Below are 22,956 nucleotides of genomic sequence, written 5' to 3' on the forward strand. Positions count from 1 at the left end.
TCAGCCCACAAATGAAATTTACAAGAAGTGAAAAGGTGTTTATCTACTTGTAGCAATTCAAATTGCAACTTTCTAAACTAAAAATTGAGATCATTTGTAACTGGCAATGCTTTCTCATAAACCTTTCCAGCTTGATTTATTAAGTAACTATTACCAAATTCGCTATAATTATCTTCTACATGATAAGTAAGTCTTAATTCAATCCATCCTGAGTCTACTACCGAAATCGCCTGATTTACTATCTCTTGAATAATTTTAAACTGATCAAGTTTGTCTACACTATTTACCTATTTAGTCAATGTAAGAGCTGTTATATAATAGATTTATTAACGCTTGTAAAACAATATTAATAACATTCTAATTTACCCACTAAAGTATCATTTATTAGGAAATAACTAACACCCTCGCCTTGGCTTGTTCCAATTATTTTTAACTATAAAATTTTTTAATCATGCTTAGACCGCAATATCGATAAATAATTTTAGTCACTAGATCTGATTCAAAATTAAGGAAAATCAATCTCAATTTTAATACCAAGTAAATTTTCTTTCCCATGTTTAATTATTATATTGTCAAACTCTTCTACAACATTACATACTGTATTAAACTGCTCGAAATTAAAATATTGAGGTAATCCATCATCAATGGAATACTCTGGGATATTCTCATTTGATATACAAATCTCACTTTTATTTGCCAATGGTGGTCTCACCCAAATAAATTTATCATTAATTAACATATCCGGTAATTCTTGATCAATTGGGTAATACTTTTCCAAAATAAAATTATTTATTAACTCTTTTAACTCCAAAAGAGGTTTACCACGTAACTCCCATATAGCATCACAAAGTGTCACGGTTATGGCTTCATGTTCATGTCCCGTTTCATCAATACAATAGACTCTTGGATATATAGATTTATTACTTAATAGAATTAATTCTGCTACTATTTTCTTCATAGTGTATACTCAGAACAAAATCGCCACAAAGTCATAATTTTATGATTTAGTTTAAAATTTTATTATACTTCTAGTCTCGCCTTCATAGAAGTGATTCCGGCTCTAAAACTTACATTCACTTTCGTCAGACTCATTGCACGTTAAGTATGTACCTAGTACCATGTAAAAGGGATTTTAAAAATAACAAAAATTATTCACCTTTTGAAAAAATTAATATTAGCCAATGTGCTAAATAAATTTATCAAAGAGCTTGCTGATTAGTTTTTCTCAAACTTCACACAATAAAATGGAAACCAACATCGTCCAAAGCACCACCCTAACCAATTTCTTCTAGTTGATGCTAAAGGTAATATTTTTGCACAACTATATAATGCCTTCAGGTACTCCAGTCCCACCTGCTAATTTACTAATTTTCCAACGATTCATATCTTGGTATTCAAAATTAATTTCATAGTCAAAGTTTGCATCTATCACCAGTAGAAATACTCCTTTAATTTTACCTAAGGCTGCTAGTAATTCTTGACCTTGCATATTCATAGGATGAAAGAAATCTTTATACTTCAAGACATCTATTATTTCTACGCCAGTTTCAGACACGAATGATGCTTTAAGTTCTGCGACTGAATTATTACAGGAAAATCTTAAGTATGCTTTTTCCCACTGTGGTTCAACACCCATCATGAGCATTATAAATTTTTTTGCAATCTCAACAACTAGTGAACTTGCATCATCATTAATCATAATTTCATTCTTCTAATATAAATTTGCTGAGGAGCATTATTAAAGAGCCGGCTAAATGAATCACCACACCTTGTGTATATCTGATAGTAAAATTAACCAATCAACTCTCTACTGAATATTTAAAGCTACCTATAAAAATAGGATCTTTTGCAATACTTCTCCTAACTTTAGAAGGTTTATAAGAAAAATCATATTGTGCAATAACCCACCTACAATCTAATATCCCTTTTTCAAAAGCAGCACTCACTACCTCATTAATAAAAGATTTTGAATAAGATAAATCTTCAAGTAATTTATTTAAACTCACCATCTCAAAATTAAAATTATTAGTTTCCTGATCGTCAAGACGATAATACCCGACCCCGCATAAATCTTGCAAGATATCTAAATCTGTATCTACACCTTCACCAAATATTCCTGCCTAAATTGATACAGTTCCCTCTTTTTCAAATTCTTGACTGTAGTAATCATTTTCATCAGAATAATCATTTATACTCACTAAAATATCCCCTAAATAATAATGAAAGAAAGACTCAAAAAGCAGATGAATATCTATCATAAATGTATTTAATTATAATAAAATTTCCTACAATCAAATCTGTTATCATTTGAAACCTGACAATATAAAGTCTAAAAAAATTCAGAGGTGCCTCATCAAAGTAACTCAGTTAATTCTAAAACAAGAATGATAGACCCTGCCGTTGAATTCCTAATTCGCTTTTCAATTTAGCATGTAATGGTTTTAGTGAATTGGCATACAGCCACTACACTAAGCTGTACAGAGTGTTCTTCTCAGCAATTGTAAAACTAACCTATTGTTTTGATAAAAAACACTATATTATTGGACAGTAGAATCGACGAAATAGATGTTGTTATTGTAACGTCTTTATCCACTCATTAAATTGCTGTGAAGCATCATTATTATTTAACAATTCTATCCATTCATGCTCGTTACTATTTATCGCATCAGAAATAGTAAAGACTATGACACCATTCCTATCCATATCACAAAAAAATCCCTCGTCTTTCAAACTCTTAAGTGCCAATATGCAGGATTGATATACATCGAACTTAAACTGATCATATTCATCTGAAGACTTAATTAATTTAGATTTAGCTCTTAAATATGTAGAAATCTCGTTAAAACTCTCACCACCCTTAGATTCATGGCTCCACTCACTTGGACTCCATCGATAATATTCTTTATCATCAGGATCATTTTCTATCATTTTATTTAAATGAATACAGCTATTTTGTGCTGGACAGATTGTGATTGCATCTGTATCAGAATATAAGCCATAAGCACAAAAATTTATATCAGGCTGCTCTTGTCTTACAGAGTTAAAAGCCTCTATTGCTGCTTCTTTAATTTTTTCTATAACAAATTTTTTATCCAATATATTCTCCAATATATAAAAGTTAGAATTCGATTGTTATAAAGAATATTAACAATACCACTTTTCAAGTATATTTTACTCTAGAAAAGAGCATCTATTAAATTCCAGCTAGAATCATGATTTATATCTGACTTAGCCAGTAAATGAATATTTAATATTTTAAAAAATTCTAGCCTTGTGCTCCAGTAAATGAGTTTAAACATCGTGATTTAAATCAGATTATAAAATTAAAGACCTTATCTTTAAAAATAATTACTTTAACTCAGTAATACCTTTCAAATGAAATTTTACAGAAGAAAACTACATATTAAATTAGACAATAACTCAACCATAATTTAAAGGATTTAGGATAGCGATCACTGTTACAGACTCCTCTTCGAAAATTCTACCAACAGACCAAGCACTCTCACGTATTTCCCAACGCAGCTGAGTCTTTTGTAAAGCTTCTAAGATTTCATTCTTTATATTAATCATGTGTAATGGTCGATTTGCCATTCCTCCCATAAGACAATAAATTGAAATCTCTACTGCCTCTATATCTTTAAAAGAAACAAAACCATCAGGCCCTTCTAAATAATTTTCGATAGAGATTGTTAACATTTGCCCCCATCTACCTTTCTCAACCGAAGAATCTTGCTTCTGGACTATACGAACCCAACAATCAAATTCCGATCTTAACCTACATAGTGAAGACCAATATAATTCTGTTTTATCAATTGTCACTTCATCAACCTTTTCCATTTTTTCAATAAAAGTCCATACGGGTGCCAGCAACTAAGTTTGAACACCGTATTTGGATCAGATCATAAAATTAACGATCTCATCTTCAAAAAATTAAATAAAGAATGCATTTTTCGATTAAAGTAAAACTTTAAATTTCAAAAAACAACAACATAAATTTTTGATTATATTAAATTTTCTTCAAAAAACTTTTTCTCTAAATTTTGTAAAAAAGATATTCCGTATTTATCTTCATTTAAATTATTATAAAGTTGAATAGGTAAATCTTTTTTGTATTCTATAAAACATGTAGCTAAACCAACAGCTATCGCTGCAACGCTATCAGTATCTCCACCTAAATTAATGCATGACTTTAGAAGCTCACTTAAACAACTATGTTGCAATAAACATGTTAATGCTGCACTGACCGTATCATATGCATTTAAAGATACTCTATCTGTCCAATTATAATCCCAGTTTCCATATTGCTCTGATTTTAGAAACCTCTCTAAATCCTTAATAGAACCTTTTTGATGAACTCCAAAATGAGCAGCTAATGCGACAGCACAACTTGATTGAATTCCTATGGGTGAATCATGTGTAATTTGTGCTTGTAACTTTGCTAAAGCAATTACATCTTCTTTATTTTTTAGAAAACCAATTGGAACTGAACGCATTGCCGCCCCATTTCTTTCACTTGTTGGTATTATTAATTCAAGTAACTCTTTGCTAGACTCAACTTTACTTAATAAATTAAAGAAACCTTCTGAATATCCTAATCTCACATCTCTTTTAAAGCATTCTAAAAATTTTGAAGCTATATTTTCTTTGGTCCATTCTTGACCTGATAATATAAACTCCACTATCGCAATCGACATCTGTGTGTCATCTGTATACTTGCCTAAAATATCGTATAACTCATGTTTGCTGTATAATTCTAAATTATTCTGTGAAATAATCTTATCTTGGCTGCAAAATTCAAAACCAGCACCGTAAGCATCCGCGATAGCAATTTCAATCAACATAAGGATTAAGTCTCTTTAAGTGAAAATAGTCTTTGATTAAATTGTGAAAAACCATAGATACTGGTTCATGTGTTGCACTTTCTTTAAGTATCTAGACTTCTAAAAGTACTGTTCTGAACTCGTTGTCATAATAGAGCGATTCAAATAATTTCTTAGATAGAAATACTTTCAGTTATAATAACCTATCTTATGCATTAATCTGAAAATATTTTTAAGATATCGATCTTCATTTAATTCGTATTTATAAAAATTTGTATAAATAATTTCTTTAAGAGCTTAGTTAAAGATAATTGATAAAATAGGGTGTCTAACTTAACTCTATTCTCTAAAGCATCAGAAAAATTCAACCAATTACTTTAATCAACCTTAAAAGGTTATACGAGCTTTACACCTATAATTAAAATCCATTATCATATTTAATTCAGCTCAGATAAAGCATCTAATTTTGCTCTATATTCATCCGTTTTATTATCTAGAAGTGGTGTGTCTTTATAGTAGAATTGAGTTATATATTTACCATCCTTATTAACAACCACACTAAAACCAGTCCATATATCTTTATTTTTTTCAGAATCAACGAATAGTTCATCTACTGCATCATCTAACTCAACAGATATACTTAAAGCTGGACCATTATAAGCATCATAAAGCTTTTCATCCTGTCCTACCCAACATCTACTAATCGAAGCATCACGCAAACCAATTTCCATATCACGTAATCGTTCTGTATAATATACAATCTTTGACCAATTAGCTGGAGCTGAATAAATAATTTCATTCACAACAATATTGACCAATTCAGATATTTTTAAAAAATTCATATTTAGCCTATTATTCTCGAATATCACATCAATTCTACTTAATAAGAAGATATTTAAATTATCTCTTAATTCTAAGCTAACTACTCAATACTTTTTATAAATATGCATAATAAGTACTGCACAGTTTCACACTGAGAGACTTTTCAATCCTACCATTTCCAATCATCAATCTTAATAAATCTCACCCCTGTACAACCTAAACTTTTTATTAAGTCACTTAATGAATCATGTACTAAGATTATGTTATTAAATGTTTTATCAACTCTAAATAAGACTTCATTTTTAGCCTTACCTACATCAACAACAAGTTTATAAATTTCATCAATATAGCCTTCTTCTTCTATATATCGTGAATATTCTTTATTAATACAATCAATTTTTTTTAATAAGTTTACAAAAAAGTATTTAGTTTGTATAGGAATACCATTTGGTTTATATAGCTTTATTGGAAAGTATTCTGCACTTACCTGTTTTGTTTCTAAAATATCTTTTAGCTTACTAGAAACTATAAAAAGTGAACCTACATGAAAATAGTCTGCTGGTTCATATTCTTCGATTAAATCAATATTTATCTTGATATTTTTATCAGAGATTGGTTCACCCTTTGTAAGTTTAATTTCCTTTAATACACTAATATCTCTAATGGTTCCACGCGTATAATAAATTTCATTATCAAAATCTGCTTTCCAAACGCTATACATTTTTTGACCTTAAGGTTATATTATATAACAATTTTTGTTTCTAAAAAGTCTAAATACTTAGGATCATCTTCCAAAAGTATACCTAACCCTCCTCCCATATAAGCTCGTGTTAATTCATCAGCTGATTCATCAAAGCTACCTTCTTCAAAATAAAGCTGTCCAAGACGAAGATGAATATAAGGATTTCCCAGCCCTTGTGGACACTGAACTGCATTGTAAAAGCACTTAAAGGCTTGTTCATAATTTTTAAGGTGAAAATACATATCTCCCATTGCAACATATATCCACGTCGCTGCTTCCCACTCGCTATGGTCGCTTGGAAGTAATTTTAAAGAATCAATATAATTTTTCTTTGCTTCCTCAACATTTCCGTGCTTAACAAGCTCATCGCCTCGTTTGCATAAAAAAGTGATTTCTTCGTGAATTTCATTTGGTAACTGCTTCATAATTACTACTTACTATCTTAACCACCGGGTTTATTTTAAAGAAAATTTCCTACTTAAGTTCTTCCACTTGCAAACACTGAATCTAAAATATTAACTGGGTTTTAATGAATTTTACTGATATCTATTTCAAAAAATAATAAACACATCTAATTTTATCACTTTAAGCTCAGTTGAAGATATATATACTTTAAATATATTACTATTGAATATGAGATACTTTTTAATTTATTGCATCTAATCTTACTGCTTCAAAAAATTCAAATAACTAGCTATTTCTTTTTCTCCACGTTCCAAGGCGAATGCTTCAGCATCCATATTATTCATATAATCACTCGTATAAGAAATTTTATAATCTATACCCCGAAATATTAAAATCTTAACTATAGTTAAATTTCCCACATAAATTGCCGTAAAGAGCGAATTATGTTCGGACTCATCGATTATCATTTCAACATTTAAGTCTAATAAATAATTAATAAGATCTATATGCTGATTTTTTACTGCTTCATTTAAAGCATTTCCTCCTAAAATCCCTCCTCTTTCATTTATATCAGCTCCCTTATTAACCAAATACTCTACTAAAATTTGACGACCATGAGCAGAAGCATCATGCAACCATATTCCAAAAGGGGTCTTGTAGCTAAGAATGCCTAGTTTTTCATTAACGTTTAATAGCTTTATAGCTAAATCAATATCATTACCTTTAATAGCATAATGTATTTCTCTAGCAATAGATTTCAAATCATTCACTTTTCGCTCTCTATGTTTCCTTTTCTACCCAACCGTCAGTTTACTTATATAAATTTTTTCACTGTAAATATTCGCTAATAATTCATAAAACAACTTCATTTTTTTCATTTATTACTTTTTCAATAGTATTCTTATCCACTAGAACTATAAATTCTGGTGGTAGTATCAGTACAGACATAATTTCAGGTCTTAAGTAAAGTAGTTGAAAAGCATATATTGCTTCATATTCAATGTTTTCGCTATCATCTTCAAGTGTATTAATGAACCATCCAGAATCACCTTTCTCTAAGTCTGGTTCTATACGCTCCATAAATAGTTTTTCTTTATCCAAACATCCTTTTACTAAAATAATTTTATCCTGAAATAACGTAGCTATAGGATCTACCCCGCAACGCTTTGCAAAACTATTTTGTAGTGCCTGAACTTCAAGTGTAAAATCAATACTATTTTTTTCTTCACTAAATGGATTACGTGAAAAATCTGGTTCACACAATATTAACTGATTATCATCAAAAGTTCGAAATATCAAAAAAGACCAACCAAACTGTATTTTTACACCATCTTCAATAGATACACCCTTCCGACTCATATCTACAATCAGTTCTGCCAACCATTTTGCTTGCTCACTTAATCGAGAGGAATATCTCATTAGGATATTCTTCTCATTTAATTCAATAACTTTCTCTTCCATTAATAACCTTTTATTAATTAAATTATATAGACCAACTCATTTCCACACTTATTTTGAATAGTTTATCTTTTCAATTCTGGTTAAAAGTATTACTCCTATATTATCAAACAACTCTCCTTAAAAATTCATATATATTCTTATTAATCAAATTTTTAGATTTTTATTTAGGATATATGTCCTAATAGATATATTTTTTTAACTATTGATTGCCAATCGAGCCAAATCTAGCTATTTATAGAAACTGGTACTTGCCATACTAAAAATTGCTAAGGACAACAACACATGTTAAAAATTTTAGGGCGCGATAACTCCATTAATGTTCGCAAAGTCTTATGGCTGTGTGAAGAACTAAATCTTGAATATGAAAGAGAAGATTGGGGACGAGGCTTTCGCTCAGCACAATCACCTGAATATTTACAATTAAACCCAAATGGGCAAATTCCTGTTGTTTTAGATGGCGATTTAGTCCTTTGGCAATCCAACAGCATTATCCGTTATCTGGCGAATGCTTATGACAAAGAGCATCAACTTTACCCTACTCAAGCGAAAGAAAGATTCTTTGTCGACCAGTGGATTGATTGGCAAGCGATCGAGCTGAATAACAGTTGGACTTATACAATTATGTCTCTCTTGAGACACTCACCAGATCATCAAGATCCAAAGTTGTTAGAGCAAGGTATTGATGACTGGAATCATCATATGCAGATTCTTGATCAACAACTCGCAAAAACTCAGGTCTATGTTGCAGGTACTGAGTTCACTCTAGCGGATATTCCAATTGGTCTATCTGTACAGCGCTGGAAGGCCACTCCTTTTGACCATCCAACGCTTAAGCATGTCGACCAATATTTTGAACTGTTAAATCAACGTGCTGGTTTCTTAAAATGGGGAAATAACGGCGAACCTTAACTTTAAATCAGTTTTAGCCCGAGTGATGGCGTTTCACGATGCCATCACTTAAAAGTTGATAAACCTGTTTTAAATCATCTCGATTTGCTTGAGCCAATAAGTCTTGATGCATTGCCAAGATATTCTGATCTCCCCTTACCGCAGGCCCAGTTTGCATTTGCTTTGGATCATTTTCAGTCGCTTTTTTAGCTGTTTCCAAAATTAAAGGATAGAGCAAGCCAAAGTCCACCTGCTCTTTATCTACAACCTGCTTTGCCATATCAAAACAATAGTTACTAAAATTACAGGCAAATACAGCCGCTAAGTGTAAAGTTAAACGTTGTTTTGAGGTGTATTGATATACTCGGTTACTTAGGCTATTTGCTAAATCTGAAAGTAGTTTCTGATCGACATTTGTTACGGCTTCAACAAATAACGGCGTTGCAGACCAATCAACATCTCTTTCTAAGCTAAATGTTTGTAATGGATAAAACACCCCTGCTTTTTCATGTACATGACTGATGACTTCAATATCAGTACTACCCGAAGTATGGACAATGAGCGTGTCAGGAAAGAATTCATGAACTTGTTTTACAAGCTCTGCAATTGCACTATCTGAAACCGCAAGAATGATAAGATCGGTTGATTGGAATTCTTGAAGAGACTGGCAGGCTTTTGCTTGAGTTTTCTCTGCAAATTTTTGGGTTTTATCAAAATCACGCGCATAGACTTGTACGATGTTATGACCTTGGCCCAATAAAGCCTTTGCCAAATGAAAGGCCACTCGCCCACTTCCCACCAAACTGATTTTCATATCAATCCAACATTATTTGTCTCAACAAAAAAGCTTCTCAAAATGAGAAGCTTTTTTCAAATTAAAATAACTAATTTTTCATAAATCAGTCGATTATTGGGCTACTGAAAACTCAATACGACGGTTTTTAAAGCGACCTTCTTCTGTCGTGTTTTCTGCAACTGGCTGATCAGAACCATGGCCTTCTGCAACTAATTTAGAAGCATCCACACCTTTAGATTTTAAATAATCTACAACTGCTTGAGCACGGCGTTGAGACAAAGCTTTATTTGCAGCAGCATTACCAGTTGAGTCGGTATGACCACCCACATTTAATTTGATGCTAGTCACTTTATTTAAAAGTGTTGCAGCTTGGTCAAGAATGGCTTTGTTATCGGCAGGTATGTCACTTGAACCACTCGCAAAATTAATAATTTGCAAGTTAAGTGCTTTCACCAAAGCATTTACATCGACATTGTTCGGATCAATTGAGCCTAGAGCAGTTTGCGAAGCAGTTAAGCTATTGCTTACAGATTGCTCAGCTGTTACTGGCGCTGTACCGACAACCTCTGTATGTGGCACCAATGCTTTTACTTTTGCAGTTAAAGCTTCTAATGCTGCCGCATCACCCGCTTTCAAAGTAATTTTATCGCCTACCCATTCTAAAGATGCATTTGGTACACCTTTTAACGCACCTAACACACCTGCAAGCGCATCTTTGTCGGTAAATGAGGCTGCATAAGTTTGGCTTGTATCCACCTTACAATCTTGAGTTGTCGAAAAAACTTTTTTAACGTTGGTTTGTAGCGTTGCCAAGAAGCCTTGATCGCCAATTCCAGCCTGACACTCACTCACTGTACCTTTATCATCGGTACTTAAAGTTAAACTAGCGGGTGCAGCAGCAGCTTCAACACCACTGGCAGCCGTCGGTTCTGGTGCTGGTACAGCTTCTTTATGCTGACAAGAACGCCATAACCAAGCAATGATCAGACCCAGAATAATGAGGGCAATAATCGGTAAGAATCCACGAGACTTACCTGTATTTTCAGTTGCTGCTGCAAGCGGAGGTGCAGTTGATGGTGTGACAGAAGATAAACCTGCACCAAGTCCTAGCGGAGCTAATAGACCCACTGCCCATGCTGGTAAATATGAACGAATAGTATCTGCATGTTGGCGCAAGTAATTCACAATACTTTGCTGGTCATTTCCGGCAACATCTGAAATTGCATTAAGGCTGGGTTTAATTGCACTGTTGAGCGTACTTTCAATTTCATTATTTGGTGCTGTACCACTTAAATGGGTAAGTACAGTATTTTTGATTTGGTCATTATGAGAAAAAAGGTCTGATAAGGAAGGAGCCAAACTATTTTTCAATTGTCCGATAAGATCAGGTTTAGCAGCTAATAATGAAAGTAAAATTGGATAAAACTTAGATAAAGCATTCGATTTTTCGCCTAGGTATCCATCCTGTTCATTTAATAATATTGAAGATACTTTTTCTTTAAGCAATTCTATAGGGTTTATCGACATTGGTTATTCTCCCGAATCTTATACGTCGTAACCAGCAATTTTTGATTATTCAAATACTTCTCTTTGCTGATAGTTTTTTATTCTAATCTTCCTTCAATCTTTTGTTGTTTTTTATATAATTTATATACAATTTTCCATCTAGTATTTACAAAACAGGTAGATCATATTGATCTACCTGTTCATATTTTAAATTTACTTTAACTAAGAACTTTATCAGTTAGCAAAAGTTTGAAGTACTTTACCCGTCAAGGTTTGACCCAACAATGGGGTATTTTTCCCTTGCGATAAAATAGTGTCTTTGCTTACTGTCCAGCTTAAAGCAGGATCAACCAATACCCATCCAGCTTCATCTTCCCAACGCGAGGTCATATTCGCAACCTGTGCTGGCACACTAGTAACTTTAGCAACCCATTCTAAAGGTTCAAATAAACCCTCATTAATGAGTTGAACGCCTAAAGAGACATAAGTATCAAAAGCGGTAATACCCGGCTGAGTTTCAGCAAATGGCGCCATTTTTGCCGAACTGCTTAAAGGTTCATGGTGCGTACAAATTGCATCAATCACGCCTTCTTTTAAGCCTTGACGTAAAAGTTCTTTATCTTGCTCAGAACGTAATGGTGGACGAACATGCGCAAGTGAATTAAAACCATCAGTTAAGTGTTCAGTTAAATGCAACTGATGCATTGCTACATCGGCAGTCACAGGTAAACCTTTTGCTTTTGCTGCGCGAATTAATTCAACCGATGCACCGCAAGATAACAAACCAAAGTGAGCTTTTACGCCAGTTGCTTCAATCATAAGCAGATACTTTGCAATTGCTACAGTTTCAGCAATTGCAGGAATCATCGGCAAACCTTGGCGAGAAGCAATAAAGCCTTCGTGTGCACATCCATCTTTAGCAATCTGCGGCTCTTCAGCATAAAATACGACTGTTAAACCAAGACCCGCTGCATATTCCAAGGTACGAATAACTACATCATCATTTTCAAAAGCGGCATTCGCATTAGAAACAGCAGTACAACCACCTTTTTTCAGGCCCGCCATATTTGCTGGTTGCTTACCATTTAAACCTTGGGTCTGAGCACCAATGATATGCATGTGAATGCCACCATCATGCCAAGCCTTTTCAATCAGGCCATGAATGAGAGCGCCATTGTCTTGCACAATCGGCTTTGAATCAGGTGGTGTAATCACATGCAAAATACCATTGGCACGTGCTGCCTTACCTTCCGATTTCAATGTCCCATGTTGCTGTTGACCCGGTTCACGCAAACGCGCGCACAAATCAACCATGGTTGGTATTAACCATTTACCTTGACCATCAATGGTTTGTTCAACTTGCTCAACTGGAGCAACCAACTTGCCATTTTCAATATATACAGTTTGTACGCTGTCTGTTTTTTGGATTGGGTTTAACACACGTACATTTTCAATTTTTACAATACTCATGTGATCCATTCCTTACAACGTAATCGCTTCAATTAAACCTTGCTCTTGGAGTTGGCCTTGTATTGATAACGCCAATACGGCCATACGAACTGCAATACCATTGGTTACTTGTTTCAAAATAACCGACTGGTCTCCATCAGCAACACTTGAATCAATTTCTACACCACGGTTCATTGGTCCCGGATGCATCACAATGCAATCTGGTTTAGCTAAACCAAGACGTTCTTTGTTTAAACCATACATTCTGTAGAATTCAGACTGTGAAGATAACGCTGGAGAGTCAATACGTTCGTTTTGAATACGTAAGGCAATAATCACATCACAATCAGTAATGCCTTCATCCATCTTGTTAAACAAGCGAACGTGCTCGCCATATTCCGAAAAGCCCACTGGCAATAATGTATTCGGTGCAATCACACGAATGTCTTTACAACCTAGGGTTTGTAATGCAGCTACATCCGAACGTGCTACACGAGAGTGTTTAATGTCCCCGATAATAGCAACGCTTAAATCTTCAAATGGTTTTTTAGTTTCACGGCGAATGGTGAGCATATCAAGCATCGCTTGCGTTGGATGCGCATGACGTCCATCCCCTGCATTAATAATCGCGACCTTTGGACATACATCTTTAGCAATGAAATGTGCAGCACCCGAAGATGAATGGCGAACAACAAAGATATCCGCTGCCATTGCTTCAAGGTTCCAGAGCGTATCGCGCAGAGTTTCACCTTTTGAAGTACTTGAACGTGCAATATCAATGTTTAGTACATTGGCAGACAAACGTTTTGCTGCTGCTTCAAAAGTAGTACGGGTACGTGTGGAGTTTTCAAAGAAGAGATTCATAACCGTCAATCCCTCTAAGAGCGGACGGTTAATTAAATTATTATTATCATCTAAAAAGCTTTGTGCGGTATCTAAAATCTTGGTGAGGTTTTCTTTTGAAAGTCCCTCAATCGTTAAAAAATGTTTTAAATTTCCGTCTTGATTGAGCTGAACCTGGCTCGGTTGATGCAACGCTGCAATATGCATAATGGATTCCTATGGGTCGAATCGCGAAAACGTGCATAGTGTAGCTGAATTCCGCTCTTTTCGCAGAAGAACTTTACAGAATAAGGCCCTAAATTGACCAGAAAATTTAGAACCTTATTGGCAATTACCTTAATGCACCAATGTAATGATGCGGAACTTGAGCCCGATAAATATCCTCAGCGGTAATTTCCGACTCTTCATCGACTTTAACAACAGCGATTTTTTCTTTTTGAGAAGGCTCTGGTATTGTATCAACCAACAATTTCAATCGCTCAACACTTCGTTTTAATTCGTCATCCTCTGTTTCTAGTGCAAGCGCAATGACATATTTTGCATAATCTTTATTTTGGACAACGTACATTGCATCTATTACCCGCCCCGTCACCCTACGCATGCGTACATATATTTGTGTCGCTACTGAGAAAGCATCCGCATTAGCAATAAAACCATTCCCCATCATGTCTTTCATTTATAATTACCCCATCAATTTAAAATAATAAAATGGTTAAAAACTGGCTATGTTTGTTAATTAAATAACCATTGATAGGATTGAGTTAGCAAAATACATACCACTTTAATTGTTTTAATCTTTAAAAATCAGTTTATTGGTTGGATTATGATAGGTTGCAATAATTTAAAAACCTTTACACATCAAAATAAGTTAAACTTTGCATCGTTAATATTTATATGTTTTGGTCAATCGAGTTTATGAATACCTCTTTACGTTTAAACCACTATTGGATTACTTGTGCTGATGGTTTAGAAGCCCTCTTACAAGAAGAAATAGAACAGCTTGGCACCAAAGTGACAGAACGTAAAGCAGGACGTTTAATCATTGAAGGAACGCTTGAACATGCTTACCGTATCTGTATGTGGTCGCGTCTTGCTTCTCGTGTTTTATTGCCTATTCATACTTATGAACTTGAACATACACACGATGCACGTGATGTAGCAGAAGAGCTTTATGAAGGTGCGATTAGCTTTGACTGGTCACTTATTTTTGCACCACAAAGTACCTTCGCAATTCGCTTACATGCAGAACGTGAAATTAAGGTTAATACTCAATTTGCAACACTTCGAGCAAAAGATGGTGTTGTCGATTCCTTTATGGAAGCTGTAGGTCGTCGTCCGAGCATTGATACTAAACAACCAGAAATTACGTTATATGTTTTAGCAGGTAAAACTGAGCATACATATTGCCTAGATTTATCAGGTGATTCATTACATAAACGCGGTTATCGTCGTTATATGACGGATGCACCAATCAAAGAAAACCTTGCTGCGGCAATTTTACAAAAAGCTCAGCTTCAGCAACGTAAGCCAGAGATTGTACTCGACCCGATGTGCGGTTCAGGTACATTTATTATTGAAGCATTAATGATTTTGACTGACCGTGCACCAGGCCTTGTTCGCCGTTTTGGTTTTAATGGTTGGCATGGTCATGACCGCGAGCTTTGGCTTTCACTCAAAGCTGAAGCAGCAGAACGTCATGAAAAGGCACTTGAATTACCTTTACCTAAATTTTATGCCTACGATGCAGACTGGGAAGCTGTAAAAGCAACCCGTGAAAATATTATTGCGGCTGGCTTTGAAAAAGTATTAGGTCAAATTCAGATTGAAGAACGTACTTTAGCGGATTGGCCTGATTTTTCAGCTGAAGGCAAAACTGCATTTATTGTGACTAACCCTCCATATGGTGAACGTTTAGGTGATAAAGCATCTAACCGCTCTCTTTACTTAGGCCTATCTGCACTTCTACAAAAACATTTCCCTAATCAATATGCCGCAATTATTGCAGCGCAAATTGAGCAAGCCGATGTTTTAGCATTTGAAGCACCTGAAACTTTACGTTTAATGAATGGTAAGTTACCAATTTACATTCGCTTTGGTTCAATTAAGCCAGAAAAAGTAACTCAGCCATTCTTAGCAACTTGGCAAGCTCAACCTATTGAAATGGAAGAAGCTCAAGATTTTGCTAACCGTTTACAAAAAAATATGACTGCCTTGAAAAAATGGGCAACGAAAGAAAATGTTTATTGCTTACGTTTGTATGATGCAGACTTACCTGACTTTAATGTCGCTGTAGATTTATATGGCGATCGCTTACATGTGCAGGAATATGCACCACCAAAAACAATCGATCCTGAAAAAGCAAAAAAACGTTTTAATTTAGCACTCGCTGCAATTCGTGCTGTTACTGGTTTAAACCGCGATGCCATCTTTATTAAGACACGTGCGCGCCAAACAGGTACAAATCAATATACGAAACAAAGCACAGCCTCAAAACGTTTTATCGTTCAGGAAGGTAAAGCTAAAATTTTAGTTAACCTGACAGATTACCTAGATACAGGTTTATTCCTTGACCACCGTCAAATGCGTTTACGTATCGCACAAGAAGCTCGTGGTAAGCACTTCTTGAATTTATATAGTTATACTTCTACAGCAAGCTTACATGCTGCTTTAGGCGGTGCTGCAAGTACGACAAGTGTAGACTTATCTAATACTTACTTAAGCTGGTCAAAAGAAAACTTCGTTTTAAATGGCCTGACTGTAGATCACGCAGATGAACAGCACATGTTCTTTGCGAGTGACTGTTTTGAGTGGTTAAAAGAAGGTCACGAACAATATGACCTTATTTTTATCGATCCACCGACATTCTCAAACTCTAAAAAGTTCTATGGTACTTTCGACGTCCAACGTGACCATGTTTCACTGATTAAACGTGCAATGAACCGTTTAAACAGTGAAGGAACGCTTTATTTCTCAAACAACTATCGTGGTTTTGAGATGGACGAAGAGATCGAAGCTATTTTTCAGGTTGAAGAAATCACTTCTGAAACTATTGGCCCTGATTTTAAACGTAATCAAAAAATCCACCGTGCATGGAAAATCCAGCATCCTGGTCTAGATCAATATTAATAAGATTAGAGGTTATTATTACTTCACGGTAATAATAACCTCGCCATGAACATTTTTTGATTCAAAATCATATTTGGTAAATCGGTCTGCTCTTTCGGGTAATGCCATCATTTCCAGTTTCTTCTTTTCTTTACTATCGATAACATGGTTTTGTTTTTGTTCTTGATAAGGTGAAAGTACACTTGTTCTAAGTGCATCCCATCGAACTTGTTGTAAATAATTATCCCCTAACACCTGACGTGCTTGTTGTTGTTCTATCATTGGTTTCTTAGCATCGTCTTGAGCTTTCGCAATAATCACAGGTAAAGCTGCATTTACTGCCCCTGTCTGCGTTGCTAAGGCCCCTTCACTTAGAGGCTGGGCAGCCCATACGTTAATTGGTATCAGTATAATACAACCTAAAATACACAGCGCAGGTCCTTGTTTATTGTTCATTGCATTTATCCTAAATTGTTATTGTTCGTTATATCGAACAAAATTAACAATTTTTTAAACATGTCGCAATGTTATAAATAGACTTCCCGACAATTAACATTGATCATTTTAAAACCTGAACTATTACACAAGCATTTAGTGAATATTCAAGTTGTTTTATAGATTTTTATCTCAGACTTGTACGACACTGCTAAATCACTTACTGTAATTTTATAATTTATCTGTAAATTGATTTTATTTATAAATAAACACCATTCGAGGTGAAATAATGCTTCAGCAGTGCTGCCAACTATTAGAAGATCGCCAGCTCAAAATTGCTTTTATTGAGAGTGCGAGTTCGGGTTATTTAACAAGTCAGTTTTCTATTCACAAAAATAGTGGTGCAGATATTTTACTAGGAGGCTTAGTTAGCTACGACCCAAGCATTAAAATTAGTATTTTAAATATCGATCCAAAGTTAATAGAGACTTACACAGCAGAGTCACCGCAAGTCACAGAGGAAATGTGTAGGCTGGGTCAAAGCTTATTTCAACAAGCTGATATTATTGTCAGTTGTACTGGGCTATTAAAATCTGGCGGAAGTGAAACCCCAGAAAAACCTGTGGGCACCTTTTTTATTTGCATTTCTTACCAACAGCATATTTATCATTATCGTTATTTTTTATCTGGTCACTCAGAACAAAAGTTAAAGACATTAACTCAGAAAGTTTCAGATGCCATAATTGCTTTACTCACATCAACCATAAAAACTGATTCAACATAAAAAAAGAGAATATGTTTCCATATTCTCTTTTCGGTTTTAGCAGAAAAAGCTTAACTGAGTTTCATTTTATCGAAGACTAAATGCCCATTTTCGCCTTTAACTAGAATAGTATCACCTGCGACAAAATCACCCGACAAGATTTTTTGTGCTAATGTGTTTTCAATCTGTTGTTGAATCGCACGTTTTAATGGACGCGCGCCATAGACAGGATCGAAACCAGCATCAATCAATAAATCAAAAGCGGTATCATCTACAGTTAGACTCATGTCACGATCAACAAGACGCGAACGTAATCGATCCAACTGAATATCGGCAATACCACGAATTTGTGCTTTTTTGAGTGAATGGAAAATCACAAGCTCATCAATCCGGTTAATAAATTCCGGACGGAAATGCTGACTTACCGCATTCATTACAATGGTACGCACTTCATCGTCTGTTGCACCCTCACCTAGCTCACGTACATCTTGTGAACCTAAGTTCGAAGTCATCACAATTACCGTATTTTTAAAGTCTACTACTCGACCTTGTGAATCGGTTAAGCGGCCATCGTCCAATACCTGGAGCAAGATATTGAATACATCTGGATGTGCTTTTTCAACCTCATCAAACAACACCACGCTATATGGCTTACGGCGAACAGCTTCAGTTAAAACACCACCTTCTTCATAACCGACATATCCTGGAGGTGCGCCAACCAAACGGCTAACAGAATGTTTCTCCATGAATTCACTCATGTCGATACGAATCATGGCATCATCACTGTCAAACAAGAAGTTAGCTAAAGCTTTAGTCAACTCAGTTTTACCAACACCTGTTGGACCCAAGAACAAGAATGATCCACTAGGACGATTCGGGTCAGACAAACCGGCACGTGAACGGCGAACAGCATTCGATACCGCAACAACTGCTTCATCTTGCCCAACCACCCGATCATGTAAAAACTCCTCCATATTAAGAAGTTTTTCACGTTCGCCTTGCATCATTTTAGCAACCGGAATACCTGTTGCAGCACTAACAACTTCAGCAATTTCATTTTCAGTTACTTTAGTACGAATGAGTTTTGGCTCTTCGTTCTCCTCTGCAACTTCATCTTGCTCCAGTTGTTTTTGCAACTCTGGAATTACGCCATACTGTAAACGTGCTGCCTCAGCCAAATCACCTTCACGCTGAGCTTTCTCAAAAGCAATACGCGCTTTATCAAGTTCCACCTGAGCCTGTTTAGTACCTTCTACCAAAGTTTTTTCAGACTTCCAGATTTCTTCAAGATCATTGTATTCTTTCTCGACTTCAGCAATCTGTTTTTCAAGATGAGTGACTTCAGCTTTACTGCCGACATCTTCATCTTTTTTCACAGCTTCCAATTGCATTTTCAACTGGATTAAACGGCGATCGAGCTTATCAAGTGCTTCAGGTTTAGAGTCAATCTCCATTTTAATACGAGAAGCTGCCTCATCAATCAAATCAATTGCCTTGTCTGGTAATTGACGATCAGTGATGTAACGATGAGACATTTTCGCCGCAGCAATAATCGCAGAGTCTAAAATTTGCACACCATGGTGAGTGGCATATTTTTCTTTGAGTCCACGTAAAATTGCAATCGTATCTTCAACACTTGGCTCATCAACTAGCACTTTTTGGAAACGACGCTCTAAAGCTGCATCTTTTTCAATATATTGACGATATTCATCTAAGGTCGTCGCACCCACACAGCGCAATTCACCACGAGCCAACGCAGGTTTTAACATATTACCTGCATCCATCGCGCCATCACCTTTACCTGCACCTACGAGTGTATGTAACTCATCAATAAACAGGATGATTTCGCCTTCGTGTTTTGCCAAGTCTTTTAAAACAGCTTTTAAACGTTCTTCAAACTCACCACGATATTTAGCACCAGCCAGTAATGAACCTAAGTCGAGGGATAAAACACGTTTATTTTTTAATCCCTCTGGCACTTCACCATTCACAATACGCTGTGCCAAACCTTCAACAATAGCGGTTTTACCTACACCTGGCTCACCAATAAGAACAGGGTTGTTTTTGGTACGACGCGATAAAACCTGAATGGTACGGCGAATTTCATCGTCACGCCCAATGACAGGATCAAGTTTTCCAGATAAAGCACGCTCTGTTAAATCAATCGTATATTTATTAAGTGAGTCACGTTGGTCTTCGTGATTATTACTCATGACTTTGTCATTACCTCGAATATGTTCAATTACTTTGCGTAAGCTGTCGGGAGTTACACCTACCGCACTTAAAATATTTTTAGTTTCGCCTGTCTCTGCCAAACCTAATAAAACCCAGTCAGTTGATAAAAATTCATCACCTGCCTTTTGCGCATATCTGTCTGCCAAATTAAGCGCTTTAACGGCTTCTGGGTTTAAGTTGACATCACCCGTTGGGTTGGCAATTGTCGGCGCATCTTTTATAGCCTGTTCAAGTTTTTGTTTAAGTTCAGGTAACCGTGCACCTGCTTGTTGCAACAAACTAATATTTGATGGCTCTTCTAACAAGGTAGACAAAATATGAATACCTGCGATAGCGGTATGGTCTTTACCCATCGCTAAAGATTGAGCATCTGAGAGGGCTTGCTGCAAGCGGTTTGTAAATTTCTCAAAACGCATTCTTGTTATTCCTCACAACAAATTTGTACTTGTCTAATAGATGGGAACACTTCTTCGGATTTCAAATAAATTTTTATATATTTTTCATAATGTTATAAAAACAACAATGAGTAAAACTCCATTATAATATGGGATTGTTTTGTATATATTTCAAGTACAGTTCAGCTACATTTTATTAAAATGCTTGAATATTTAGATTCATGCTTATTCTTACTACGCTTTTCACAAAGTCCTCATTGAGAATGTAGTGATTAAGCTTTAGTTTATCTTGCTAGTTTCCTACTCGTTTTGAAATGAAAATGCACTTTAAACACATTATATTAACAACAACTTGTCTTTTTACTTCGGCACTAGCAATCGCTCAGCTTCCACAAGACTCCAGACGACCTGGTGGAATTGCAGTTGTTCCTCTAAGTACTGATATTACTCAGGTCACTTTTCAACAAAAGCCTGTTTTAATTAGCCAAGAAGGTCAGCAGCGTTATGCCGTGCTTGGTATTCCTTTATCTACTCCAATCGGCAGTATTCAACTCGACACAAATAAAGCCCCGATTCAAATAGAAGTTAAGTCTTATCCTTACGCAGAACAACGGATTAAAGTCACGAACCAAGATTATGTGAACCCTAATCAAAGTCAATTAGACCGCTACGCTCAAGAAGCAAAAGAACAAAATGATGTGTATACCTCATTTACACAGAGCTCATGGCAAATCCTACCTACATTTATACGCCCGACTTCAGGGAAATTTAGCAACTCTTTTGGAAGAAAACGCTTCTTTAACGGCGAGGAACGCGCGCCTCACTCAGGTCTAGATATTCCTGCGCCAGTAGGACAAAAAGTTGTTGCTCCCGCAGATGGTGTGGTTATCCAAACTGGATCTTATTTTTTTAATGGACAAACCGTGTTGATTGATCATGGCCAAGGCTTAGTCAGCATGTTCTGCCATTTAAGCGCAATTAAAGTAGAGAAAGGCCAACATATCCGCCAAGGAGAAACACTAGGTTTAGTAGGCAAAACAGGACGCGTGACAGGCCCTCATCTGCATTGGGGCATGAGCCTTAATAATGCTCGGGTAGATCCTCAGCTTTTCCTAAATACAGCTCGTTAATTTAAAGCTTTACGAAAATACTTTGGTGCCTCGACATAACCTTCTCTGAGGTAAAATTGATGTGCCAAAGGTCTTTGCACTCCTGAATGCAGTTCCATTCGATCGCAACCACGACGCTTGGCTAATTGTTCTGCTTCTTGTACGAGTAAATGTCCTACACCTTTGCTACGCATATTCTCGTTAACGCACAAATAACATATTTTGGCAAAGTCGCCATCTAAGGCTATTTGTGGAATAAAGTAGAGGGATAAAAAACCACAAATTTTACCTTCTTCTTCAGCAACTAAAATTTGTGAATTAGAGTCATGATTTAGTAATTCAAATTTTTCTTGAATAAGAGCGAGAGGTTGTGAGTATCCCATCTGTTTGAGTAGATCACATATTGCTTGAATATCTTCCGATTTAGCAGAACGAATATGCACTTTCATTGTTCCTCTTATTTTTTAGTTATTTTTGATAATAAAAAAGCCAACTCTATGTCAGCTTCTTTTAATTTTTAGCTATCAAACAAGTGCCTTATTCAGCTTCAATAATTTCAAAGTCATGTGTAATTTCTACACCACCATCAGAAAGCATTTTACTTGCTGAACAATATTTCTCGGCAGACAACTCAACTGCTTTTGCAACTTGCTTTTCTTTCACGGCTTTACCCGTTACCACAAAATGTAGGTGAATTTTAGTAAAGACAGCCGGAATTGTGTCAGCACGCTCAGCTTTTAAGTTACATACAACATTCGTCACATCTTGGCGAGATTTCTTTAAAATAGTCACAATATCAAACGAAGCACACCCACCAAGTCCCATTAATAACAGCTCCATAGGACGTGGACCACGGTTTTCACCACCATACTCAGGTGAGCCGTCCATGATGACACTATGCCCACTATCCGATTTCGCTTCAAAAGCAACATTCTCTAGCCAATGTACACTTGTTTGCATTGCAACTACCCAAAAAAAATTATAAATTTAAGCAGGGTCTGTTGACATTTCATCTATGGATTGCGTTATAGCTAAAAATTAATCCAAATAAGACGCAAAACCCAGACAATGGCAATCCTTTGTCCAGTTTTGTAATAAAGTTTGTGAAATTTCAGCCATAATCTGAGTTGCAATTAAAGCAGCGCAGGCATAGCGCAAGACCAAGTTATTTTGTACGTTCCA

Annotated in this window: 25 protein-coding genes; 4 read left to right on the forward strand and 21 right to left on the reverse strand. The window is 35.6% G+C overall.

All coding sequences use genetic code 11. The annotated features are described in order from the left end of the window. Positions 1-505: 505 nt before the first annotated feature. The 11 genes from AAC388_RS12490 to AAC388_RS12540 form a co-directional block, all read right to left on the reverse strand. Positions 506-958, reverse strand: coding sequence for a hypothetical protein (locus tag AAC388_RS12490; protein ID WP_342370723.1), 453 nt, complete (start codon positions 956-958; stop codon positions 506-508). Positions 959-1,321: 363 nt separating this feature from the next. Then, positions 1,322-1,699 carry a hypothetical protein gene (locus AAC388_RS12495; protein WP_342370724.1) on the reverse strand — a complete coding sequence of 126 codons (378 nt, stop codon included), beginning with the start codon at positions 1,697-1,699 and terminating at the stop codon, positions 1,322-1,324. Positions 1,700-1,799: 100 nt separating this feature from the next. After that, a complete protein-coding gene (locus tag AAC388_RS12500) occupies positions 1,800-2,078 on the reverse strand; it encodes an immunity 22 family protein (protein WP_342370725.1) in 279 nt (92 codons plus the stop codon). A gap of 493 nt (positions 2,079-2,571) precedes the next feature. Then, positions 2,572-3,096 (reverse strand): DUF4303 domain-containing protein, encoded by a 525-nt coding sequence (locus AAC388_RS12505; RefSeq protein WP_342370726.1) that lies wholly within the window; start codon positions 3,094-3,096, stop codon positions 2,572-2,574. Between the two features lie 324 nt (positions 3,097-3,420). Then, positions 3,421-3,837 carry a hypothetical protein gene (locus AAC388_RS12510; RefSeq protein ID WP_342370727.1) on the reverse strand — a complete coding sequence of 139 codons (417 nt, stop codon included), beginning with the start codon at positions 3,835-3,837 and terminating at the stop codon, positions 3,421-3,423. A gap of 164 nt (positions 3,838-4,001) precedes the next feature. Then, positions 4,002-4,841 (reverse strand): ADP-ribosylglycohydrolase family protein, encoded by an 840-nt coding sequence (locus tag AAC388_RS12515; protein ID WP_342370728.1) that lies wholly within the window; start codon positions 4,839-4,841, stop codon positions 4,002-4,004. 416 nt (positions 4,842-5,257) lie between these two features. After that, a complete protein-coding gene (locus AAC388_RS12520) occupies positions 5,258-5,662 on the reverse strand; it encodes a hypothetical protein (protein ID WP_342370729.1) in 405 nt (134 codons plus the stop codon). Positions 5,663-5,811: 149 nt separating this feature from the next. Next, a complete protein-coding gene (locus AAC388_RS12525) occupies positions 5,812-6,363 on the reverse strand; it encodes a DUF1629 domain-containing protein (protein ID WP_342370730.1) in 552 nt (183 codons plus the stop codon). A 20-nt stretch (positions 6,364-6,383) separates the two neighbouring features. Next, entirely contained in the window at positions 6,384-6,809 is a 426-nt protein-coding gene (locus AAC388_RS12530) for a tetratricopeptide repeat protein (protein ID WP_342370731.1), read from the reverse strand. 240 nt (positions 6,810-7,049) lie between these two features. Next, positions 7,050-7,559 (reverse strand): ankyrin repeat domain-containing protein, encoded by a 510-nt coding sequence (locus AAC388_RS12535; protein WP_342370732.1) that lies wholly within the window; start codon positions 7,557-7,559, stop codon positions 7,050-7,052. Positions 7,560-7,641: 82 nt separating this feature from the next. Continuing rightward, positions 7,642-8,250 (reverse strand): hypothetical protein, encoded by a 609-nt coding sequence (locus AAC388_RS12540; RefSeq protein WP_342370733.1) that lies wholly within the window; start codon positions 8,248-8,250, stop codon positions 7,642-7,644. Between the two features lie 282 nt (positions 8,251-8,532). On the opposite strand from AAC388_RS12540, the gene AAC388_RS12545 reads away from it, so the two are divergent. Next, the gene (locus AAC388_RS12545) at positions 8,533-9,159 is read left to right on the forward strand and encodes a glutathione S-transferase (RefSeq protein ID WP_342370734.1); all 627 of its coding nucleotides are present in this window, start codon (positions 8,533-8,535) and stop codon (positions 9,157-9,159) included. Between the two features lie 13 nt (positions 9,160-9,172). Here AAC388_RS12545 and AAC388_RS12550 read toward each other — a convergent pair whose 3' ends face one another. The 5 genes from AAC388_RS12550 to AAC388_RS12570 form a co-directional block, all read right to left on the reverse strand. Next, the gene (locus AAC388_RS12550; RefSeq protein ID WP_342370735.1) at positions 9,173-9,952 is read right to left on the reverse strand and encodes a DUF2520 domain-containing protein; all 780 of its coding nucleotides are present in this window, start codon (positions 9,950-9,952) and stop codon (positions 9,173-9,175) included. Positions 9,953-10,045: 93 nt separating this feature from the next. Continuing rightward, the gene (locus AAC388_RS12555) at positions 10,046-11,461 is read right to left on the reverse strand and encodes an OmpA family protein (protein WP_342370736.1); all 1,416 of its coding nucleotides are present in this window, start codon (positions 11,459-11,461) and stop codon (positions 10,046-10,048) included. A gap of 213 nt (positions 11,462-11,674) precedes the next feature. Then, entirely contained in the window at positions 11,675-12,910 is a 1,236-nt protein-coding gene (locus AAC388_RS12560; protein WP_342370737.1) for a dihydroorotase, read from the reverse strand. A 12-nt stretch (positions 12,911-12,922) separates the two neighbouring features. Beyond that, positions 12,923-13,939, reverse strand: coding sequence for an aspartate carbamoyltransferase catalytic subunit (locus AAC388_RS12565; protein WP_101663786.1), 1,017 nt, complete (start codon positions 13,937-13,939; stop codon positions 12,923-12,925). Between the two features lie 124 nt (positions 13,940-14,063). Then, a complete protein-coding gene (locus AAC388_RS12570) occupies positions 14,064-14,408 on the reverse strand; it encodes a hypothetical protein (RefSeq protein WP_309167601.1) in 345 nt (114 codons plus the stop codon). A 239-nt stretch (positions 14,409-14,647) separates the two neighbouring features. On the opposite strand from AAC388_RS12570, the gene rlmKL reads away from it, so the two are divergent. Then, positions 14,648-16,858, forward strand: coding sequence for a bifunctional 23S rRNA (guanine(2069)-N(7))-methyltransferase RlmK/23S rRNA (guanine(2445)-N(2))-methyltransferase RlmL (rlmKL, locus tag AAC388_RS12575; protein WP_017399354.1), 2,211 nt, complete (start codon positions 14,648-14,650; stop codon positions 16,856-16,858). Between the two features lie 18 nt (positions 16,859-16,876). Here the strand turns inward: rlmKL and AAC388_RS12580 are convergent, their stop codons facing one another. Continuing rightward, a complete protein-coding gene (locus AAC388_RS12580; RefSeq protein WP_005070310.1) occupies positions 16,877-17,293 on the reverse strand; it encodes a hypothetical protein in 417 nt (138 codons plus the stop codon). Positions 17,294-17,561: 268 nt separating this feature from the next. Between AAC388_RS12580 and AAC388_RS12585 the strand changes: the two genes are divergently transcribed. Then, a complete protein-coding gene (locus tag AAC388_RS12585; RefSeq protein ID WP_075382588.1) occupies positions 17,562-18,056 on the forward strand; it encodes a CinA family protein in 495 nt (164 codons plus the stop codon). A 50-nt stretch (positions 18,057-18,106) separates the two neighbouring features. Here the strand turns inward: AAC388_RS12585 and clpB are convergent, their stop codons facing one another. Next, on the reverse strand, positions 18,107-20,686 hold the full coding sequence (gene clpB, locus AAC388_RS12590; protein WP_005070314.1) for an ATP-dependent chaperone ClpB: 2,580 nt from the start codon (positions 20,684-20,686) through the stop codon (positions 18,107-18,109). A gap of 299 nt (positions 20,687-20,985) precedes the next feature. Between clpB and AAC388_RS12595 the strand changes: the two genes are divergently transcribed. Continuing rightward, positions 20,986-21,795 (forward strand): M23 family metallopeptidase, encoded by an 810-nt coding sequence (locus AAC388_RS12595; protein WP_017399357.1) that lies wholly within the window; start codon positions 20,986-20,988, stop codon positions 21,793-21,795. On the opposite strand, the gene AAC388_RS12600 is transcribed toward AAC388_RS12595, so the two are convergent. From AAC388_RS12600 to AAC388_RS12610, 3 genes are all read right to left on the reverse strand, one after another. Then, positions 21,792-22,217 (reverse strand): GNAT family N-acetyltransferase, encoded by a 426-nt coding sequence (locus AAC388_RS12600; RefSeq protein WP_342370738.1) that lies wholly within the window; start codon positions 22,215-22,217, stop codon positions 21,792-21,794. The two genes, AAC388_RS12595 and AAC388_RS12600, sit on opposite strands and share 4 nt — an antisense overlap. 94 nt (positions 22,218-22,311) lie before the next feature. Further along, positions 22,312-22,734 (reverse strand): OsmC family protein, encoded by a 423-nt coding sequence (locus AAC388_RS12605; protein WP_005041936.1) that lies wholly within the window; start codon positions 22,732-22,734, stop codon positions 22,312-22,314. 78 nt (positions 22,735-22,812) lie between these two features. Further along, complete coding sequence (locus tag AAC388_RS12610; protein ID WP_002121587.1) at positions 22,813-22,932, reverse strand: hypothetical protein; 120 nt, start codon at positions 22,930-22,932, stop codon at positions 22,813-22,815. Positions 22,933-22,956: the final 24 nt, after the last annotated feature.

The sequence above is a fragment of the Acinetobacter sp. D009 genome (genome assembly GCF_038562025.1).
Lineage (GTDB): Bacteria > Pseudomonadota > Gammaproteobacteria > Pseudomonadales > Moraxellaceae > Acinetobacter > Acinetobacter pittii.

Bases quoted from the DNA above. Each gene is read 5' to 3' on its own strand.
- AAC388_RS12495 (WP_342370724.1), bottom strand. From the start codon at position 1,699: ATGATTAATGATGATGCAAGTTCACTAGTTGTTGAGATTGCAAAAAAA.
- AAC388_RS12585 (WP_075382588.1), top strand. From the start codon at position 17,562: ATGCTTCAGCAGTGCTGCCAACTATTAGAAGATCGCCAGCTCAAAATT.
- AAC388_RS12580 (WP_005070310.1), bottom strand. From the start codon at position 17,293: ATGAACAATAAACAAGGACCTGCGCTGTGTATTTTAGGTTGTATTATA.
- AAC388_RS12570 (WP_309167601.1), bottom strand. From the start codon at position 14,408: ATGAAAGACATGATGGGGAATGGTTTTATTGCTAATGCGGATGCTTTC.
- AAC388_RS12530 (WP_342370731.1), bottom strand. From the start codon at position 6,809: ATGAAGCAGTTACCAAATGAAATTCACGAAGAAATCACTTTTTTATGC.
- AAC388_RS12605 (WP_005041936.1), bottom strand. From the start codon at position 22,734: ATGCAAACAAGTGTACATTGGCTAGAGAATGTTGCTTTTGAAGCGAAA.
- AAC388_RS12490 (WP_342370723.1), bottom strand. From the start codon at position 958: ATGAAGAAAATAGTAGCAGAATTAATTCTATTAAGTAATAAATCTATA.
- AAC388_RS12545 (WP_342370734.1), top strand. From the start codon at position 8,533: ATGTTAAAAATTTTAGGGCGCGATAACTCCATTAATGTTCGCAAAGTC.
- AAC388_RS12515 (WP_342370728.1), bottom strand. From the start codon at position 4,841: ATGTTGATTGAAATTGCTATCGCGGATGCTTACGGTGCTGGTTTTGAA.
- AAC388_RS12550 (WP_342370735.1), bottom strand. From the start codon at position 9,952: ATGAAAATCAGTTTGGTGGGAAGTGGGCGAGTGGCCTTTCATTTGGCA.
- clpB (WP_005070314.1), bottom strand. From the start codon at position 20,686: ATGCGTTTTGAGAAATTTACAAACCGCTTGCAGCAAGCCCTCTCAGAT.
- AAC388_RS12525 (WP_342370730.1), bottom strand. From the start codon at position 6,363: ATGTATAGCGTTTGGAAAGCAGATTTTGATAATGAAATTTATTATACG.
- AAC388_RS12560 (WP_342370737.1), bottom strand. From the start codon at position 12,910: ATGAGTATTGTAAAAATTGAAAATGTACGTGTGTTAAACCCAATCCAA.
- rlmKL (WP_017399354.1), top strand. From the start codon at position 14,648: ATGAATACCTCTTTACGTTTAAACCACTATTGGATTACTTGTGCTGAT.
- AAC388_RS12555 (WP_342370736.1), bottom strand. From the start codon at position 11,461: ATGTCGATAAACCCTATAGAATTGCTTAAAGAAAAAGTATCTTCAATA.
- AAC388_RS12595 (WP_017399357.1), top strand. From the start codon at position 20,986: ATGCACTTTAAACACATTATATTAACAACAACTTGTCTTTTTACTTCG.
- AAC388_RS12520 (WP_342370729.1), bottom strand. From the start codon at position 5,662: ATGAATTTTTTAAAAATATCTGAATTGGTCAATATTGTTGTGAATGAA.
- AAC388_RS12510 (WP_342370727.1), bottom strand. From the start codon at position 3,837: ATGGAAAAGGTTGATGAAGTGACAATTGATAAAACAGAATTATATTGG.
- AAC388_RS12565 (WP_101663786.1), bottom strand. From the start codon at position 13,939: ATGCATATTGCAGCGTTGCATCAACCGAGCCAGGTTCAGCTCAATCAA.
- AAC388_RS12540 (WP_342370733.1), bottom strand. From the start codon at position 8,250: ATGGAAGAGAAAGTTATTGAATTAAATGAGAAGAATATCCTAATGAGA.